At 39.8% G+C, this 18,053-nt stretch carries 16 protein-coding genes; 5 read left to right on the top strand and 11 right to left on the bottom strand.

The genetic code is table 11. The features are described 5' to 3' along the window. Positions 1-75: 75 nt before the first annotated feature. From NYE61_RS14960 to NYE61_RS14920, 9 genes are all read right to left on the bottom strand, one after another. On the bottom strand, positions 76-1,104 hold the full coding sequence (locus tag NYE61_RS14960; RefSeq protein WP_251660185.1) for an ABC transporter substrate-binding protein: 1,029 nt from the start codon (positions 1,102-1,104) through the stop codon (positions 76-78). 2 nt (positions 1,105-1,106) lie between these two features. Beyond that, positions 1,107-1,916 carry a 5'/3'-nucleotidase SurE gene (gene surE / locus NYE61_RS14955; RefSeq protein ID WP_095310371.1) on the bottom strand — a complete coding sequence of 270 codons (810 nt, stop codon included), beginning with the start codon at positions 1,914-1,916 and terminating at the stop codon, positions 1,107-1,109. Further along, positions 1,889-2,680, bottom strand: a complete 792-nt coding sequence (locus NYE61_RS14950) for a sugar phosphate isomerase/epimerase family protein (protein WP_339315900.1) — start codon at positions 2,678-2,680, stop codon at positions 1,889-1,891. Before NYE61_RS14950 ends, surE begins: the two co-directional genes overlap by 28 nt. Next, positions 2,677-3,507, bottom strand: coding sequence for a PHP domain-containing protein (locus NYE61_RS14945; protein WP_339315898.1), 831 nt, complete (start codon positions 3,505-3,507; stop codon positions 2,677-2,679). Before NYE61_RS14945 ends, NYE61_RS14950 begins: the two co-directional genes overlap by 4 nt. A gap of 463 nt (positions 3,508-3,970) precedes the next feature. Then, positions 3,971-5,152: a GTP-binding protein gene (locus NYE61_RS14940; protein WP_339315897.1), complete on the bottom strand. Its 1,182-nt coding sequence runs from the start codon at positions 5,150-5,152 to the stop codon at positions 3,971-3,973. 31 nt (positions 5,153-5,183) lie between these two features. Next, entirely contained in the window at positions 5,184-5,738 is a 555-nt protein-coding gene (gene dcd / locus NYE61_RS14935) for a dCTP deaminase (RefSeq protein ID WP_339317498.1), read from the bottom strand. Between the two features lie 34 nt (positions 5,739-5,772). Then, positions 5,773-6,960: a GTP-binding protein gene (locus tag NYE61_RS14930; RefSeq protein WP_339315896.1), complete on the bottom strand. Its 1,188-nt coding sequence runs from the start codon at positions 6,958-6,960 to the stop codon at positions 5,773-5,775. Between the two features lie 18 nt (positions 6,961-6,978). Next, positions 6,979-8,646 (bottom strand): nucleoside recognition domain-containing protein, encoded by a 1,668-nt coding sequence (locus NYE61_RS14925; RefSeq protein ID WP_339315894.1) that lies wholly within the window; start codon positions 8,644-8,646, stop codon positions 6,979-6,981. Further along, positions 8,636-9,751, bottom strand: a complete 1,116-nt coding sequence (locus NYE61_RS14920) for an NAD(P)/FAD-dependent oxidoreductase (RefSeq protein WP_339315892.1) — start codon at positions 9,749-9,751, stop codon at positions 8,636-8,638. The genes NYE61_RS14925 and NYE61_RS14920 overlap by 11 nt, the downstream gene beginning before the upstream one ends. 533 nt (positions 9,752-10,284) lie before the next feature. Between NYE61_RS14920 and NYE61_RS14915 the strand changes: the two genes are divergently transcribed. Genes NYE61_RS14915 through NYE61_RS14905 form a run of 3 tightly spaced genes read left to right on the top strand, consistent with a single transcriptional unit; the run spans position 10,285 to position 12,918 of the window. Further along, on the top strand, positions 10,285-11,340 hold the full coding sequence (locus NYE61_RS14915) for an ABC transporter substrate-binding protein (RefSeq protein ID WP_339315890.1): 1,056 nt from the start codon (positions 10,285-10,287) through the stop codon (positions 11,338-11,340). A 9-nt stretch (positions 11,341-11,349) separates the two neighbouring features. Continuing rightward, entirely contained in the window at positions 11,350-12,117 is a 768-nt protein-coding gene (locus NYE61_RS14910) for an ABC transporter ATP-binding protein (RefSeq protein ID WP_339315888.1), read from the top strand. Positions 12,118-12,123: 6 nt separating this feature from the next. Beyond that, positions 12,124-12,918: an ABC transporter permease gene (locus NYE61_RS14905; RefSeq protein WP_095310351.1), complete on the top strand. Its 795-nt coding sequence runs from the start codon at positions 12,124-12,126 to the stop codon at positions 12,916-12,918. Between the two features lie 58 nt (positions 12,919-12,976). Here NYE61_RS14905 and NYE61_RS14900 read toward each other — a convergent pair whose 3' ends face one another. Further along, positions 12,977-13,252 (bottom strand): acylphosphatase, encoded by a 276-nt coding sequence (locus NYE61_RS14900; protein WP_095310349.1) that lies wholly within the window; start codon positions 13,250-13,252, stop codon positions 12,977-12,979. 59 nt (positions 13,253-13,311) lie between these two features. Continuing rightward, positions 13,312-13,842 carry a TetR-like C-terminal domain-containing protein gene (locus NYE61_RS14895; RefSeq protein ID WP_339315885.1) on the bottom strand — a complete coding sequence of 177 codons (531 nt, stop codon included), beginning with the start codon at positions 13,840-13,842 and terminating at the stop codon, positions 13,312-13,314. A 186-nt stretch (positions 13,843-14,028) separates the two neighbouring features. Between NYE61_RS14895 and NYE61_RS14890 the strand changes: the two genes are divergently transcribed. Together NYE61_RS14890 and NYE61_RS14885 are read left to right on the top strand one after the other, a co-directional pair. After that, on the top strand, positions 14,029-16,104 hold the full coding sequence (locus tag NYE61_RS14890; RefSeq protein WP_339315883.1) for an MMPL family transporter: 2,076 nt from the start codon (positions 14,029-14,031) through the stop codon (positions 16,102-16,104). Continuing rightward, on the top strand, positions 16,088-17,917 hold the full coding sequence (locus NYE61_RS14885; protein WP_339315881.1) for a YhgE/Pip domain-containing protein: 1,830 nt from the start codon (positions 16,088-16,090) through the stop codon (positions 17,915-17,917). The genes NYE61_RS14890 and NYE61_RS14885 overlap by 17 nt, the downstream gene beginning before the upstream one ends. Positions 17,918-18,053 lie beyond the last annotated feature (136 nt).

The following is an 18,053-nucleotide window of genomic DNA, read 5'->3' as shown; positions in this document are numbered from 1 at the left end:
CGCTTTCCCTCCTGATTGAATCCATTCTTTTTTTGACTGTTCACTGTAATCACCCTATAGCCCTTGCGTTAGATTCTAGTTTGAAAATAATTCGTCAAATTTCCCTTTATCAGCTTCACGGTTCTGATATAGTTCATCTGTTGGTGCGCTAAGTGTTTTAATTTCATCCAAGGATTTTAAGCCATCCGGTGCTTCTACTCCCTCACGGATTGGTGTATATCCAATCTCAGCCTGCAATGCTTGTCCATCCTCAGAAAGTACGAAGTCAACAAACGCTTTTGCTAGTTCTGCTTCTTCTGTATCTGCCGTAATACCAATTGGCTCCGTGATTACAGGTACACCTTCTTCAGGGTAAATCAACTCTACTGGTGAACCATCACTTGCAGCACGAGCTACTAAATAATCCACAATCATGCCGTAATTCTTTTGACCGGATGCTACGTTTTCAATAACAGCGCCATTTCCTTCTGTAATCATTGGATTATTTGCTTTTATTCCTTCATAAAAATCCCAGCCAAAGCCGTCACTACGGGTAAAAATCCCAAGATTGTACGCTGCAGCTCCTGAGTACAATGGGCTTGGCATGACAACTTGATCACTACCCTCATCTGAAACAAGTGCATCCCATGATGTTGGTGCTTCTGTCACTTCATCCGTATTGATGACAATACCAGTTGCCATCATCTTTGTTCCTGTATACGTTCCGTCAGCATCCACGAACTCTTCTGGAATTGCTTCTGCTTCAGGAGAATTATATTCCATTAACATATCTGCTTCCTTTAATCCTTCAAATGTTACCGAATCTGCAAGCAAAAGGACATCTGCTACAACAGATCCTGCTTGGCTTTCCGCATTCAATTTACTGATAACCTCTTCTGTACCAGAGCGGAAAATATTGACTTCGACATCTGGATATTTTTCATTAAACGCATCTACTAGCTGCTCCGCATCAACATCAGGCTGTGATGTGTAAAACTCCAGCTCACCACTTAACTCACTTTCACCTTCTTCACTTGAAGCATCTGCTTCCTCATCGGAACTGTTACCACAAGCTGCCAAAATACATAAAAGTCCAGCACACAATAAGAATAATAGTTTTTTCATCATTAGTTCTCCTCCTGAACATAATTAAAGTTGGTAAACCAGCGACTGATTTGATCGATTTTTCTTTTCTGTGTATGCTTGAGGTCAATGGGAGAGACAGTTATATACCCTTCCTTCAGCAACTGATAATCCGTTCCCTCATTCACCTTCAAATTTTGATAGTTGTCCTTTAACCAGTAAAAATCCTGACCTTGAGGATCGTTCAAGGCTGTATAGTGATAACGCGAAATGGTTAGATCCATTGGGACAACGGCAACTCCTTTGCAAAGCTCCTTCGACGTATACGGCAAATTAACGTTCAGCATGACATTTTTTGCGATTTTATTTTGCAGAATCACCTCCACAACGCGATATAGCATCTGTTTTACAATTCCAAACTTAATGTTTTCCTTTTTAAATGTATCTAAGGAAACCGCAACAGACGGGACTTGGTATAGCATCGCCTCTTGTGCTGCAGCAATCGTTCCCGAGTAATACATATCCCTTCCAACATTGGGACCAAGGTTAATTCCCGTAAAGACGATATCAGGCTTTTCCTTTAACAGCACTTCCATCGCAAGCTTTACACAATCCGCCGGTGAACCATTAACCGCATAAGCTTCGGCAGTAGGTGCAAAATCAATTTTCTTTAATTTCAATGGTTGTCCTAGTGTAATTTTATGACTGTAGGCACTTTTTTCCGTGTCTGGGCAGACAATGACTACCTCGCCAAAGTGAGAGAGGACATCAGCCAACGCTTCAACTCCCGGCTCAAAAATACCGTCGTCATTCGTAATCATAATTTTCAAATGCTTATCTTCCTTTCCTTCCATTCTTTATGTAAAAAGTTCAGATGCTTCTTTAAAAAAGATAAGGAGCGATCTGTATCCATTCCTTCGAGTACGATAGGTAAGTCTTTCTCGCCTAGGCATGATAGAATCTCCTCTAGATTAATCTCACCTTCTCCTAGCGGAACGTGGTATCGATCCCTTTTGGAGTCACTTACATGAATACTGTTTACACGCTGCAGCTCTTCTAAATAAACCTCGTTGTTTTCTTCAAGCGGCGTATGCGCGATATCTAAGGTCACCTGAAGACCCGGCCCAACCTGCTCTAAGAAATGATTCATTGCCTTTGGCTCTGTTAAAATCTCCTTCGCGATAGGTTCCATCATTTCCTGCGATAACACGACTTCTCTTACTGCCGCATATTCTAAAAGCCGCTTTGTGTTGGTGACAAGTGCGCGCATATGCTCCTCAACTAAGTAATTTTTAACCGTTAACCTTCCAGGATGAAAAGTCATATGCAATGCGCCTAGTGCTGCTGCCAAATCAATCGATTTCTTTAATTCAACAATGGACTGTTCCTGAATTCCTTTATTGATCGAACAAATATTTAAATCCCAGCTCGATGCATGCAACGTTAATTCGATATTTTCCATTTCAGCATGAATTCGAATTTCAGCAGGATTTGCTTGATGATAATAAATATGCTCTGCCCACAGTTCTACTCCATATAAGCCATATTCCTTTGCGATCGTAATAACTTCATTCGGATGATAGTCCCAGCATAATGATGCAGCGATAAATAGTTTCATCGTTTTGCACCAACCTTTTCTAGCCAATGCTTTTGGGAATGCTTATCTAACTGCACACTACCAATTGCGTACGCATTTCTCGTATGCTTCCGCCCATGACTGTCAGACCCGCCAGAAATCAGCAGCTGATTTTTAAGTGCAAATTCCTTCCAATAGGAAACATCTGCCTTACGATGCTTGGAATGATAGACCTCAATTCCATCAATCCCATACGATAAAACCTTTTCTTCATCTATAGGAAACCGGTAGGCACCTGGATGCGCAAGGTAAGCTTCCCCGCCACAGGCTTGAATTAATTCAATTGCATCTTTTGCAGAAAACGCCCCCCGCTCAACGAATGCCGGCTTCCCTTTCACTAATAGGCCGTGATAGGCCTCGTGGGTCGTAGTAAAGTAATCTTTCTCACAAAGCGCACTGGCAATATGCGTGCGTACAATAATATCTTGTGGTGCATACCTTTCTACATCTTGAAACGTAATGCTATAGCCTAATTCGTTCAAACGAGCAACGATTTTCTTTGCCCAGTTTTTCCGCTCTGCTTTACGCCAGCTAATATGCTGGAGCATTTCCGGATGCTCTGGATCAAATAAATATCCAAGAATATGTAATTCACCTGCTTCTCCATCCGTGTTCAGCTCAATTCCAGGAATCAATTCAATTCCAGCTGCCTCTGCTAATGGCAGGGCTTCCTTATACGCTCCGATTTCATCATGGTCGGTAATGGAAAGTACTTGAATGTTTGCCTCTTTCGCTAGATGCACAATCTCTTCCGGTGTTTGGACACCATCTGAAAATGTCGAGTGAACATGCAATTCCGTTTTACGCATCAAATCCTCCTCTTTTGAACCTAGCTTCATTATAAGGAATGAATATTAAGGAAGATTAAAGGTGAAATGAAGAAATGGTGTGACTTGTGTAAATTCACTTTACAATGGAGGTTTTTGGTAGGTTTTAACAATTTTTTTGATAAATAAGTTGTGGCAAGGGATACAACAATAGACAGAATAATTCACTCAATAAATTGTAAATTATACGTTAAGATTTTACATTTTCTTAATAACAGCAGGAGATTCCAGTGAGATCATGCTCGTCATTTAGGAAGTCATTATGATTGTATTACAATCAGCTTTTATGTTGAGCTAGTACCTTCGTAGAAAGCGAGGTGTATATAAATTAAGTTAGGAGACTTTTCATAAGATGAAAAGTCTCCTAACCGGGGAAGTGCAGTCTGCTAAGTAATGTTATTTCGGGCATTTGCTAACACACCATCCATCTTCTTGGTGAACTTAATTAATAGCTGCTAAATGATGGTAATGGATCATGAAGTTGATTCCAATCCAAATTCATTTCGACATCTGACAGTAAACATTGATCTAGACTTTTGATTATTCCTTCTTTATCCATCTCTTTCCCTATAAATACTAGTTCAGTCATTCTGTCTCCATAGTTGTCGTCCCAGTACTTAGCTAAATCTGGATCTTCCTCTAAAATAGCCGATTGTTCTTGCTTTGGATACGTAGCTATCCACTTTCCTGCTTCTTGAATTGCAATGGATGGCCCAGCCTGTGATAATAAACCAGAAACATCATTTCTTGACGCCAACCAAAAGAAACCTTTCGATCGAACAACTCCAGTTGGCCAATTTTCTAACCATGTACCCCAACGCTCAGGATGAAACGGTTTTTTTCTTCGATAGACAAAGGAGCTAATCCCATATTCCTCCGTCTCAGGGATATGCTCTTCATTTAGTTCCTTTATCCACCCTGCACCCTGACTTGCTTTTTCGAAGTCAAATAATCGTGTATTCAGTACAGTCTCTAAGGCAACTTTTCCGTATTCAGTAGCAATAATTTGAGCATCTGGATTCAATTGTTTTAAAACAGCTTTTAATTCTTCTCTGCTTTCCGCATCCACTAAGTCGACCTTATTTAATAGGATTATGTTAGCAAATTCAATTTGATCAATTAATAGATCAATAACGTCCCGCTCGTCGTTCTCATCTGCCTCTTGATTACGATCAAGTAAGCTTTCTCCAGATCGATAATCCTCCCAAAAATAACTTGCATCCACTACGGTAACCATCGTATCTAATTCACAACGTTCCGCAAGATTTATCCCAAGGTCTTCGTCTTCATAGGTGAAGCTTTGCGCGACTGGTATTGGCTCTGATATTCCGGATGATTCGATAACTATATAGTCGATGTCCAGTTTGGCCAGTTTATCTACCTCTTTCACTAAATCTTCCCGAAGCGTGCAGCAAATACATCCATTCTGCAATTCTACTAATTTTTCTTCTGTACGACTAAATCCTCCTTTTTTGACCATGTCGGCATCAATGTTCACTTCACTCATATCGTTTACAATAACGGCTATTTTCCTACCTTCTTTATTGTGTAATAAATAATTTAGCAGTGTTGTTTTTCCTGATCCTAAGTAGCCACTTAACACTGTAACTTGTACTTTCTTTGACAATGCTTTCCCTCCTGAATTCCTTAATCTACAATTAATTGGAGCAGTTCTCCTCATCCATATAAATACAGCTGGCAGTTGTACTAGATTGTTTTGTATATTTGCCCTGATATGGTTTTGTTGGTTGATCCGTTTCTGCAAAAACCAATTGACATATTCTTCTTCCTTCTATTAATTCAATCGGAAAACGATTCGAGTTAAATAGCTCAAGCGTTATCCGCCCTTCGAATCCAGGATCTACCCACCCGGCATTTTGTACAAAAAGTCCCATTCTCCCAACAGAACTCCAACTCCTCCCTTCTACAAAGCCAGTAACATGATTTGATAATTTAATCCACTCTTTTGTCGTTGCAAGCATAAAGGTGTGAGGAGGAATGATTATCGTTTCCTGGTCTCCTATATAAATATCACGGTAGGAAGCTCTCTCACCCATGGATAATTTACCTGTGCTATATTCGTTTAATGTCATAAAATGGCTGCCAAGCGATAGATCGACGGACGCCGGCTGAAGGTTAGCCTGATTAAAAGGTTCGACAGCTAGCTCATCTTTCTCTAGCTTTTTGAGAATGGTTTGACTCGATAAAATCATTTCTATTCCCCCGTTTTTATTTAATTGTGATTTCTCAACTCCCAAATAAAGGATCTCCCATCTCAGACCATTCCATATCCATCTCTTCTGGTGTAAGCAGACATTTGTCAAGCTCCCGAATAATCGTTCCTTTTTCCAAATCAACGCCAATAAATACAAGATTTGTCTTTCGATCCCCAAATTCCGAATCCCAATCGTTTAGTATGTTAGGATTTTGCTTAATTGTGTGTTCTTTTTGTGCATCTGGAAGTGAAGCTACCCAATAGGAGACTGGTTCAATAGCGACCGAAGGACCAGCTTGGGAGAGAAGGAGTGCCAAATCATTCCTTGTCGCACACCACGCAATTCCTTTCGCACGGACAATTGACATCGGCATTTGCCTAATCCAATCATAAAAACGCTTCGAGTTAAATGGAATTCTTCGACTATACACAAAGGAGTTAATTCCATATTCCTCTGTTTCTGGCGTATGCTCTTCCGGGCCTGCCATTAATTCTTTTAGCCATCCAGCTGATTGACTAGCCGTTTCAAAATTAAACCGACGGGTGTTTAAAATTTCTGTTGGATTAACCTTGCCAAATGTTGTATGAATAATTTTGGCATCGGGTTGCAAAGTTTGAATAACTTTCGTCAATGAACGAAGTTGTTTTTCCGTCACCATATCGCATTTATTCAATAGAAGAACATCACAAAATTCAATTTGGTCGATTAGTAAATCTGCAAGATTACGATCATCTGCTTCTCCAACTGCTTGCTTTCTATCAAGCAGCCGATCACCAGATTCATAATCATGCCAAAAACGGTATGCATCAACAACAGTAACCATTGTATCAAGGCGGCAAAACTGGGTAAGATCGATACCTAGTTCCTCATCAATATAGGAAAATGTCTGAGCAACTGGTACAGGTTCACTTATTCCAGTAGATTCGATGATGATATAATCGATATTGCCTGCCTTCGCGATTTTTTCAACCTCTATCAGCAGATCCTCCCTTAACGTGCAGCAAATACACCCGTTAGACATCTCAACTAAGTTCTCTTCCGTCCTTGAAAAATGAGCCCCCTTCTCTACTAAATCGGCATCGATATTAATTTCACTCATATCGTTTACAATCACAGCCACTTTCAGTCCATTACGATTATTTAATAGATGGTTTAGCAGTGTTGTTTTTCCCGACCCTAAATAGCCACTCAAAACGGTAACAGGTATTTTCTTTTCCATACGCTTCCTCCTCCACATTTAATTAAAATAAGTATATAAAACGATAGCTAATAGCAACGTACTTATGATGGACGTAATCATTTGTTTTCCCAGCAGTTCTACAGCGTGTCTCCCGCCTAATTCTTTGTAAATCGTGAACAGAGTTACTAAACAGGAAGATAAGGTTGAAGCTAAATATACGGTTATAAATAGCTGCCATGTCTCCAAACTCTGAAGCAGGGAACCCTGTCCCTCGTTCAATACCATCATCCCATCTTTTCTAAAAACAGAAAAAATCACACCAGGAGCAACATCCGCTGGTAAGGAAAACAACCCTAATATAGGCGTAATCAAAGCAGATAAGCCCTTCATTACATGCAAATAATCAAAAATAGAAGCGACTAAACAAATTAAGATAAAAATCGGCATCGCTTGTGTAAAGAATTGTTTTAGCATTCCTTTTAAACGAAAAACAGTTCCCCTCCATGTTATAGACTGCAAGTAGGGCAGAGATGACACTGTAGTTAGCGGTAAAGAGTTCTTATTCCATACCCTTGTATGAATGGCACCTACAATAAACAAAATCAGTATATAAGGGAAAAATAATATTGGTTTTCCTGCAGAACCGAACAAGGATAAAGTTGCCCCAATTTGATAACTGCAAGCAGAGCCGAACGAAATCATGGAGATGCATGAAGCCCGCGTACAGCTACTGCAGCTTCTGCTTTGCATAACAGCTACAACATTACAGCCATAGCCAGTTAAAACTGGTATCAAGCCTCTTCCAGTTAGCCCGATTTTCCTCAGCCATGGATCTAATGCATGTGTTATATGTTCCTGTATACCTGTTTCTTCTGTAACTGCAACACTAAGACCGATGAAAAGGACTACTGGAAATGCCCATAAGAAGGAATACCATCCAAGGGTTAATGCGCCATAGTCTCCAATTAATAAAACTTGGAAAAAAGCAGGAAAATGAACGGCGTATTCCTTTAATGGAACTATCATCATCTTTTCTGAAAAGGGTTCTACGTAACTTGAGAACAGGTATGCAAGAAATACCGGAGAAGCAAACATACTTATGATTAGAAGCAGAGCAAATAAAGGTCCAATCACCTTTTGACGCAGTACTGTTTCCAGCCAATTTTTATTTTCTGCTTCATGATCTGAAGGCAGAAAATGGAGTAAACTGCTGTTTAGCTTCCATGTTGAAGCATCTTGTATAGCCTCCCATAATTCATCTTGTTCTGTTTCTTTCATAGAACGGCTATTACACCAGATAACCGGTACATTCAACAGATCCTTTACAAAATGCTTTTCTTCATCACTCGGTTCATAAATATCCTTGTGAGTAGCTATAACTGTAACTTTTTTCCCTCTCAGATGGAGCTGTTCTTCTAATAACAGAAGATCATTCTTTAAATGAGGAGATTTCACAACTATAATAACCTCTTCCAAAAACTTAATTTCCTCCAAGGTCAATTTCGTAGTCATGCTATCATCTTTAAAACGAATCCCCGGTGTATCAACTAGCTCTACTTCAACATTTCGTTTCAACCCTCTGCGCGTAAGTACAACAGTTGACCCTTTTACATTGGTTTCAATTCCTGTTTGATGACCAGTCATATGTCTGAATAATGCAGACTTTCCTACAGATTCAAGACCTACTAAGGCGATCAATTTATCCGTTTTGTTTTTAACACTCACAACGTTCTCCGCAACCTGAAAGATCGTCCAGATAAAAATTTTCCTTCTGATATAATTCAAGAATATCCATATTAAGGTTTAGTCGAGAACCGATTGCTTCAGCAAGTACTGCATATCGTTGCCGAAACTTATATATATAACAAAACACATGACTGCCATGTCGCAATTCAGGTCCACAAAGAAATAACCCTTGGCAGTAAGTCGATTCATCCTGTTCATTAACTAACGGCTTTCCATGTTCCCCAAACTCAAAAAGCTGTGAGATCATGGACGTACTACCTTTATAGCCCGTTGCTAGTACAGGAGGCGTACATGTGGTAAATTGTTCGCCTTCTCGTGTTTCCACATAATAAGAATTACCTTCCTTTCTCACAGAGCTAACAGTTAGGTTCTCATACATCTCGATTCTGTCATCAGCAAGCGCTTCTTTCATCCGACCGTATGTATATGGGGATATAACAATACTCGGGTCACTACTATCGATTTCCCATGTGGCGGTTTTAGCCAAAAGTCGAGTTTTTTTGTTAAGTTTATTCAGTTGATACAATGCATCAATTCCACTTTCATACCCGCCTATCACAAGATAATCATCTGCTTTCATCTCCTCCCAAGAATGAATTTGACTACTATGAATACAGTGTTCTGCTCCCGGGAAAACGTCAAAATCGGGGTACTGATACCCCCCGGCTGCCCACACAATAAATTTACTGCATAATTTCCCTTTAGAAGTTACTACCTCAAACAATTGGTTGTTATGCTTCCTTATTTCTTTTACTTCCACTTTAGTTCGTAACGGTAATTGGTAATAATCTGCCAGCACTTCTAGGTATTCTGCATATTCTTCTCCTGTAGGATGTTCTTCATCTAGCGTATAAGCAGGTGAGGTCTTAGGAGCTACAGCGTTAAGGTCTGTCTGGCCAAAACCTTGAGATGGAAAAGAAGGAGTTATAAACCTCATTTCTTTTGGCCACCTGCGAAATGTTTCTCCTATATCCCCCTTGTCTATCACGCAAAAATTTTCACAACCCATCTGCTTTAGCACTATTCCTACACCAATTCCAGAAGCCCCAGCACCAACTATAAGAACATCAACATGCTTATTCATGGAGTTCTCCTCCACAAATCGAAATGATTACGATTAAGATTCAAAAATTTTTTGATTCCTGCATATTTACGGAACAGATTAGTAAGTCTCTCTTTTCTCTTTACGAAAGTTCTTCCTTTAGAAACGAAACTAACTATCATTATGATTTACAGATTAAAAGAGCTTACTTCTATTAAATGATTAAAGCGATTTACCACTATCCCCTGACCTAAATGAATTCACTCTTCCTCTCCTCAATAATTTTTCTATAACACTTAAATCGTAATGATTACGTATTATATCACTTTAGGCAAAAGATGCAACCATAAACCTCTTGCTCCTTAAATTTCAGTACACATCGACACGTAATCTCCAAATAATCCAATAAACCAACAAAATTTCTATTTTTTCAATAATTATATGGAATGATTGATTTATTTGTGCTATCCTTATAAAAATCTAATTAAACTAGCACGGTGATTAAGTCGGCATCCGCCTGTGCTTTTTTAATTTTCTTTTTATTAAGACATTTACAAACTAAAGGGGGAATAGAATTGAGAAAAAGAACTGTTATTGCACTTATTTCTGCATTATTTTTAGCATGTTTACTAGCTGCATGCGGACAAGAGGAAGCAAACAATTCTTCTGAGGGAGCAGCTGACTCAAATGGCGACCATGCTTCCATTGAAATCGGTATGTTGAAGCTGACGAGCTCCGCACCGTTATTTATCGCACTTGAGAAAGGCTACTTTGAAGAGGAAGGTATTGATGCACAGGCTAGCTGGTTTGAAGCAGCACAGCCAATTGCCGTAGCAACAGCCGGCGGTGACGTTGATGTCGGCGCAACTGGAATTACAGCAAGTCTTTACAATATGGTTGCTGGCGGTGAAGAACTTGTCATTGTTGCGGACAAAGGAAGAGAACAGGAAGGCTATTCCTCGACGGCATTATTAGTACATAGTGACTCAGATATCGAAACAATTGAAGATTTAAAAAATAAGAAGGTTGGTATTACACAAACGGGATCAACCTTCCATTATATGGCTGGTCGATTATTGGAGGAACACGGTCTAACGTCAGCTGACGTAGAGCTTGTTCCTGTTAACAGTATTCCTGGTCTAATGGAAACATTGCAAAGCAAGCAAGTGGATGCTGTTTTATTAAACGAACCAAATATCACAATGGTGTTAGATGAAGGGTATGGCAAGGTGATTAAACAAGTAGGCGATGTGATCGACTATCAAACCTCCGGAATATTCTTCTCAAAATCGTTTGCTGGCGATACAGAAACAGCGACTAAATTTCTTAAAGCATATGCAAAAGCAACACAATACTATTATGACGCTGTCCTGACAAAGGAAAACGGCGAGATTGTACCAGGAGAAAACTATGATGAAGTAATTCAAATTATCGCTGAATACACGGATCAGGAACCAGCTGTTATCGAGCGTGGTCTGCCATACATGGATCGTGATGGTAAGCTTCTCGCATCCGATATCCAAACCCAAATCGATTGGTATGCAAAGGAAGAGCTTATCGGAGCACCGGTTGATGCAGACAAAATCGTGAATACAAACCTTCTCGACCAAGCTTTAAAAGAATTGGAGTAGTGAACAACTATGAGCATCCTCATCGAGAATGTAGAAAAAACCTTTATAGATTCGAAAAAGAATGAAGTAACAGCACTAAAAAATATTAATTTTACGATTCATGAAGAGGAATTTGTTGTCCTCGTTGGTCCAAGTGGATGCGGGAAATCAACGCTGCTTAATATCGTTGGTGGGTTATTGTCCCCTACAAGTGGCAGTGTTTATTTTGATGGAATTAAAGAGAACCCAACCTTAGGAATTGTTTTTCAGGAAATTGCTCTTTTCCCATGGCGTACTGTTTTTGAAAATGTCGTTTATGGTTTGCAAGAAGGAGGCGCCTCCAAAAAGCAACAGCAGGAAATCGGCAATCACTATATTGATATGGTCGGATTAACTGACTTTCAGGACGCATACCCTAAGCAATTATCAGGTGGAATGAAGCAGCGTGCTGGCATTGCAAGAGCATTAGCAGTGGAACCAGATCTATTATTAATGGACGAACCTTTTTCTGCACTGGATGCCCAGACCCGAACCCTCATGCAAGAGGAACTGCTTACCATTTGGAATCGGACGAGATTAAGCACGCTTTATGTGACACATAACATTGAAGAAGCAGTTTATTTGGCTGATCGCGTCATCGTATTATCGAGACATCCAGGTCAAATTAAACAGATCATTAACATTGATTTACCGAAAACGGGCAGAAACGATGAAAAATACCGTGAACAATCAAGCAAGTATGCAGATGAAATTTGGCAGCTTATTCGGCATGATGCCGAAGCGGCACTGAAGGAGTGATAGTAAATGGAAAAACAAAAACAAGTCATTACGAATCGTGTTGCCTTTCTTGATAAAAAAGTTCCATTCTACACTTCCTTTCTAGGTATCGCTGGTATCTTAATCCTGTGGGAAATCGTCTCTCGAATTGGAATTGTTTCTCCATTATTTCTACCGGCACCATCTAACATTGTAATAACAGGTTGGGAGATGCTTGTAAGTGGGGAAATCTACGGGAATCTGACTGCCAGTCTCTACCGAATTGTCCTAGGGTATGCCATTGGTGCGGCCTTCGGTATTTTAATTGGTCTGATTCTGGGATTCTTCCGAGTCGCAGATGCGATCGGAACACCTATTGTTTATTCGATTTATCCAATCCCGAAAATTGCTTTACTGCCTTTATTTATTTTATGGTTAGGGATTGGTGAATTATCAAAGGTAACGATTATCGCATTAGGGGTTTTCTTCCCTGTTGTTATTAATACTTTTTCCGGTGTGAAAAGTGTTGATCCGATGCTTGTGAAAGCTGCCGTCACATTTGGGTCTAATCGAATCAATGTGATTCGCAAGGTAATTTTACCTGGGGCTCTCCCGATGATATTTGCCGGGCTGAAGCTCGCAGCTGGAACATCCCTCCTGTTACTCGTATCGGCAGAAATGATCGCTGCCCAGGAAGGAATAGGTTCCATGGTGCTCCATTACGGGAATTTAATGATTACGTCGAAGCTCATGGTCGGGGTACTTATTCTGTCTCTCCTTGGCTTAATCTTTAATCGAGCTTTAAGGTGGTTGGAGAATAAACTGATTCCGTGGAAAGAATAAACAATTGAAAAAGGATTAGCTATGTGTGTATTACACACATAGCTAATCCTTTATAAATCTAATATTTAATTTTAAAAGCTTTAAATTTCGGACCCTCATCTAAGGTTATGACATCCATATCACGGACGTTAGCGAATCGAGAAGGCCCTTTTTTTATCAGCTCTAAAAACCGGGACATATCTTCTTCGTTGCCTTGGGCTTCTATATGCACACTACCGTCGTCTTCGTTTTTCACCCAGCCCGTAATATTACACTCCACTGCTCTGTGCTGCGTAAAAGAACGAAATCCGACACCTTGTACACGACCATGCACATTGACACTTACGTATTTCATTCATTTCACCTCTTGAGCCTATGTTAACATACAGCTGATGAATTCTCCTACCGTTCTACTTATGTATAGTGTAGCATCCCGTGATTACTGATTTCCGTAATAATTTTTGTCATTTCTTCTGCGGATTCCCGCATGCCACTACTTAGCCACTTTTCAATGATATGGATACTGCCGCTAATAACAAACAACGTAATATAGTTTAAATGATTTTCCCCGATCTGCTGACGCCCCTGTTCCAAGTTTGACCGTATATGAGCTTGAGCCGATTCCATAACACGATGCTGGAACCCCTTGCTCCCATGATCACCAAAGAGAATGCGCAAATGCTCGCTTCTGCTCACGACGTAATCTAGTAAGTATTTTGTCATTGCAAGCATTTCTTTTTCCTTTTTATAGTCATATTGAAGCAGTGTTTGATCCAACTCTTGAATAATTTCATCCTCGATTTTATTCAATAAATCATACTGATCCGTATAATGACTATAAAAAGTCGAACGATTGATATCTGCAAGCGCACATAGTTCCTTTATTGTTATGGATGAAATTGGTTTATCGTTTAATAGCTCCAATAAGCTTTCCTTTAAAACCATTCGTGTATATTTTTTTCGGCGGTCTAATTTTCCTTCCATTGTAAAACCCTTTCATTACCCGTTTTCCAACAAATTTTCAATATATGTTGCGCAAATAACACGATTTACGCAACTGTTTGTTGTGTAACTAACATGATGTATATATAATAATAAAGTAAAAGCACTAAATCATCAAGATATGGGGAAATGACATTGACAAATATAATCATACGTTTCAAAAGGTCCGTCGTTATTCTTTTTCTAACATTAACGGTACTGTCGGCAATTGCTTTCTTTTTTGTAGATGTAAATTATAACATGCAAGATTATCTACCTGAGAAAGCAGAATCAACAGTTGCCTTAAATATGATGGAGCAGGAATTCTCCAGCGGTGTTCCGAATACACGAGTCATGATTGAGGATGTTACCATTCAAGAGGCAATAACCTATAAGCATGAGCTGGAAGCAATTGATGGTGTTACAGAGGTTCAATGGCTGGATGATGTAGTAGATCTGAGAACTCCTATCGAGTTTGCGGATGAAGCAACCGTTGAAAATTATTTTCAGGATGAAAAGGCACTTTATTCTGTAACAATAGAAAGCGGAAAAGAGGTCGAAGCGACCAATCAGATTTACGCTCTGATCGGAGACGAAAACGCAATTACTGGTGAAGCAGTAAATACAGCTACACAGCAAGAGATGACCGGTCAGGAGACGATGTATGCTGCGGCATTACTAGTCCCGATTATTATTATCATCCTAGTATTATCAACGAATTCATGGGTAGAACCAGTGTTATTCTTGACCGCAATTGGGGTTTCTGTTCTTATTAACCTTGGAACAAATATCTTCATTGGAGAGGTTTCTTTTATTACGCAATCCGTAGCGCCAATTCTCCAGCTGGCCGTCTCGCTGGATTATGCGATCTTCCTGCTTCATAGTTTTCAAGACTACCGAAATAAGGAATACAAGCCCGGAGAAGCTATGAAACTAGCGATAAAAGAATCACTACCAGTAATAAGCTCCAGTGCACTAACTACATTCTTTGGATTTACTGCACTAATGTTTATGGATTTTGAGATTGGTTCGGATTTAGGACTAAATCTAGTTAAAGGGATTGTATTCAGCTTTATTAGTGTTGTTGTATTTTTACCAGCACTGACATTAGTATGCTACAGCTGGATTGACAAAACAAAGCACAAAACACTTATCCCACCAGTATTTAAAGGTGTTGGCGCGAAGCTATTGAAGTTAAAGATACCTGCGATTGCAATTGTACTTCTCTTAACAGTACCGAGCTTTTTGGCACAAAATAGCACCTCCTTTACATATGGTATGGGCGAGCAGCCAGAGGACACTCGATTAGGCATGGATATTAAGCAAATTGAGGAAACGTTTGGTGAGACAACAGCAATCGTATTATTGGTTCCGAATGATGATATAGGAAAAGAGCTGGAAATGACCCAAGAAATAGAAAATATGGATCATGTCTCTTCTGTCATTGGCTATGCTAATATGGTTGGAAGTACGATTCCACAGGATTTCTTAGAAAAAAATGTTACGGAAGAATTCTTGTCGGAAAACTATAGTCGGATTATTATCAATACCGATGCTGGAACAGAAGGAGATATTCCGTTCCAGCTCGTAGACAATATACGTGAACTATCAGCCTCTTATTATGGAGAGGACGCACTGACCCTTGGGGAAAGTGTTGCATTATTTGACATGAGAGAAACCGTGACACAGGATAATCAAATAGTAAACATTCTTACAGTAGCAACGATTGGGCTGGTATTACTGTTTACCTTTCGATCTATTTCTATCCCAGTCATTTTACTGCTTACGATTCAATCAGCGGTTTGGATTAACTTAGCGGTTCCTTACTTTACGGATACATCCTTAGTCTTTGTTGGCTATTTAATAGTTAGTACCGTTCAGCTAGCCGCAACGGTCGACTATGCCATTTTGCTAACCGAAACGTATAAACACCACCGACAGAAAATGACTAAATTACCTGCAATTAAAAAGACAATTGATGAAAAGCTGTTTTCAATTGCAGTATCGGCATCCATTCTTTCAAGTGTTGGGTTTATTCTGTGGCTGACCTCATCGAATCCAATTGTCGGTTCGATCGGATTACTGCTGGGAAGAGGTGCGCTGCTTGCGTTTATACTCGTTATCACCTTCCTGCCAGCTATGCTTGTCACATTAGATAGAATCATTGAGAAGACTTCGTTTCGGATGAAATTTTACAAGGAGGATCACCATGAAGAAGGCAATTAAATGGATATGGTTAACACTAGCAATCTTTTTCTTTCCTGTACTCACAACGTACGCCTCTCCAAATACATCAGAGGAGCGAGCAGATGAAGAGCAGAAAATTGGAGAAATTGCTAGTAAGAATGAAGTTATTTACGCAAATTTGCAATCCGGCGGTAATCTTAAGGGGGTCTACGTTGTCAACTCCTTTGAACTAACCAAGCCGGGCATCATCGATGACTACGGTGATTATACAGAAATTAAAAACTTAACCGATACATCTGCGATTGAACAGGATAACAACAACGTACGAATCAACGCAGAGACCGATAATTTCTTTTATCAAGGTAATCTTGAAGAAAAAAAGGAGTTACCTTGGCAATTTACAATTGACTATTACATCGATGGCAAAGAGGTTAATCCAGATGATATCCCTGGCATGACAGGAGATGTCGAAATAACCATCGATGTGAAGCAAAATAAAGACGTTGCCGCAACCTTCTTTGAAAATTATATGCTGCAAATTTCGGTTCCTTTAAATACCGATTATTTTCAAGATATCAAAGCAGAAGATGCGACGATTGCAAATGCTGGGAAGAACAAACAAATCTCCTTTACGATGATGCCAGATGAAGAAAAGAAATTTTCCATTGAAGCAACAACTGATCAATTTGAAATTGACGGTATCGAAATAGCTGCTTTACCACCTTCCATGGCTGTGGATGCACCAGATACCGATGAATTAACAGAGGAATTCCAGTCATTGACAGATGCAATTGGTGAAATTGATAATGGTGTCGGTGAATTACGTGACGGAATGGACGGGTTAGCTTCCGGACTTCATCAGCTGGAAGATGGCTCTGCTCAATATAAAAATGGAATGGACGAATTGAACGGGTCCAGCAGTCAATTGACAGATGCCTCTTCACAGATTAATGATGCACTTGCAACTGTACAAGAAGAGGTTGAAAAGGCAAGTGGCATAACAGCTCTAGAAGAACTAGAAGACTTAGATCTAGCAGTCTCTGAAATGATATCCGGCTTGGAAGAGCTTGCTGATGGAATGGATCAATTTGGTTCAAACTATGAAAAGGCAAACCAAGCATTGCAGGATGCAATGAAGCAAATCCCTGAGCCAAGCATTACGGAAACAGATATTGCGGCATTGTACGAAAGTGATGCAGATCAAGAAGTAATCGAAGAATTAGTAGCTACTTATCAAGCTGCCCAAACGGTTAAAGGTGCATACGACGCTGCATCAGAAGCATTCGGATCAGTTGGACCAAGCCTCCGTACCTTTAGTGAGTCGACTCGAGAAGCAGCCAATTATTTACGAGCACTCACAGCTGGTCTTGAAGAGTCCATCAGCCAAATCGATGTGGATGAAAGTGTCAATCAATTAATCACCGGCGTTGAAGAGATGGCCACCAACTACAATCAATTCCACGAAGGATTGATTGCTTATACAAATGGAGTCAATGAATTAGCTACTTCCTATCAAGGGATCCATGATGGAATCGGAGAGTCTGCAGATGGTGCAGACCGACTGACAGATGGAGCTGGTGAGCTTCGTAACGGAACAACACAGCTGCATGATGCTACCTCTAACATTCCAGAAGAAATGCAGGAGGAAATCGATTCCATGCTTTCTCAGTACGATAAATCAGACTTCGAGCCTATTTCCTTTGTATCGGAAAAAAATAATGAGCTAACCGATTCGGTACAGTTTGTCATTCGTACCGATAGCTTAAAGCAAGAGCAAGAGACAGAAACAGCAGATGATGCACCTGAAGAAAAAGAAGGATTTTTTGAAAAGCTGAAAAATCTATTTCGTTAAATAACTGCAAGGAAAAGGGGTTACTTCAGTATGAAGTGCCCCTCTTTTCCTGCCCAACTCCCTTTTCGAAATAGTTCAATAAAGTTGTATAGAATAATCAAAAAGGGTAGTATAAAGGGAATAGAAAAACAGTGAA

Source organism: Oceanobacillus sp. FSL W7-1304 (assembly GCF_037969805.1).
GTDB classification, from domain to species: domain Bacteria; phylum Bacillota; class Bacilli; order Bacillales; family Amphibacillaceae; genus Oceanobacillus; species Oceanobacillus profundus.
This window is presented reverse-complemented; position numbering and strand designations above follow the sequence as displayed.

Excerpts from the sequence above, each read along its gene's own strand:
- NYE61_RS14900 (WP_095310349.1), bottom strand. The coding sequence starts at position 13,252 with ATGAAATACGTAAGTGTCAATGTGCATGGTCGTGTACAAGGTGTCGGA.
- NYE61_RS14945 (WP_339315898.1), bottom strand. The coding sequence starts at position 3,507 with ATGCGTAAAACGGAATTGCATGTTCACTCGACATTTTCAGATGGTGTC.
- NYE61_RS14885 (WP_339315881.1), top strand. The coding sequence starts at position 16,088 with ATGAAGAAGGCAATTAAATGGATATGGTTAACACTAGCAATCTTTTTC.
- NYE61_RS14890 (WP_339315883.1), top strand. The coding sequence starts at position 14,029 with ATGACATTGACAAATATAATCATACGTTTCAAAAGGTCCGTCGTTATT.
- surE (WP_095310371.1), bottom strand. The coding sequence starts at position 1,916 with ATGGAAGGAAAGGAAGATAAGCATTTGAAAATTATGATTACGAATGAC.
- NYE61_RS14920 (WP_339315892.1), bottom strand. The coding sequence starts at position 9,751 with ATGAATAAGCATGTTGATGTTCTTATAGTTGGTGCTGGGGCTTCTGGA.
- NYE61_RS14950 (WP_339315900.1), bottom strand. The coding sequence starts at position 2,680 with ATGAAACTATTTATCGCTGCATCATTATGCTGGGACTATCATCCGAAT.
- NYE61_RS14905 (WP_095310351.1), top strand. The coding sequence starts at position 12,124 with ATGGAAAAACAAAAACAAGTCATTACGAATCGTGTTGCCTTTCTTGAT.
- NYE61_RS14960 (WP_251660185.1), bottom strand. The coding sequence starts at position 1,104 with ATGAAAAAACTATTATTCTTATTGTGTGCTGGACTTTTATGTATTTTG.
- NYE61_RS14930 (WP_339315896.1), bottom strand. The coding sequence starts at position 6,960 with ATGGAAAAGAAAATACCTGTTACCGTTTTGAGTGGCTATTTAGGGTCG.
- NYE61_RS14910 (WP_339315888.1), top strand. The coding sequence starts at position 11,350 with ATGAGCATCCTCATCGAGAATGTAGAAAAAACCTTTATAGATTCGAAA.
- NYE61_RS14895 (WP_339315885.1), bottom strand. The coding sequence starts at position 13,842 with ATGGTTTTAAAGGAAAGCTTATTGGAGCTATTAAACGATAAACCAATT.
- dcd (WP_339317498.1), bottom strand. The coding sequence starts at position 5,738 with ATGATTTTATCGAGTCAAACCATTCTCAAAAAGCTAGAGAAAGATGAG.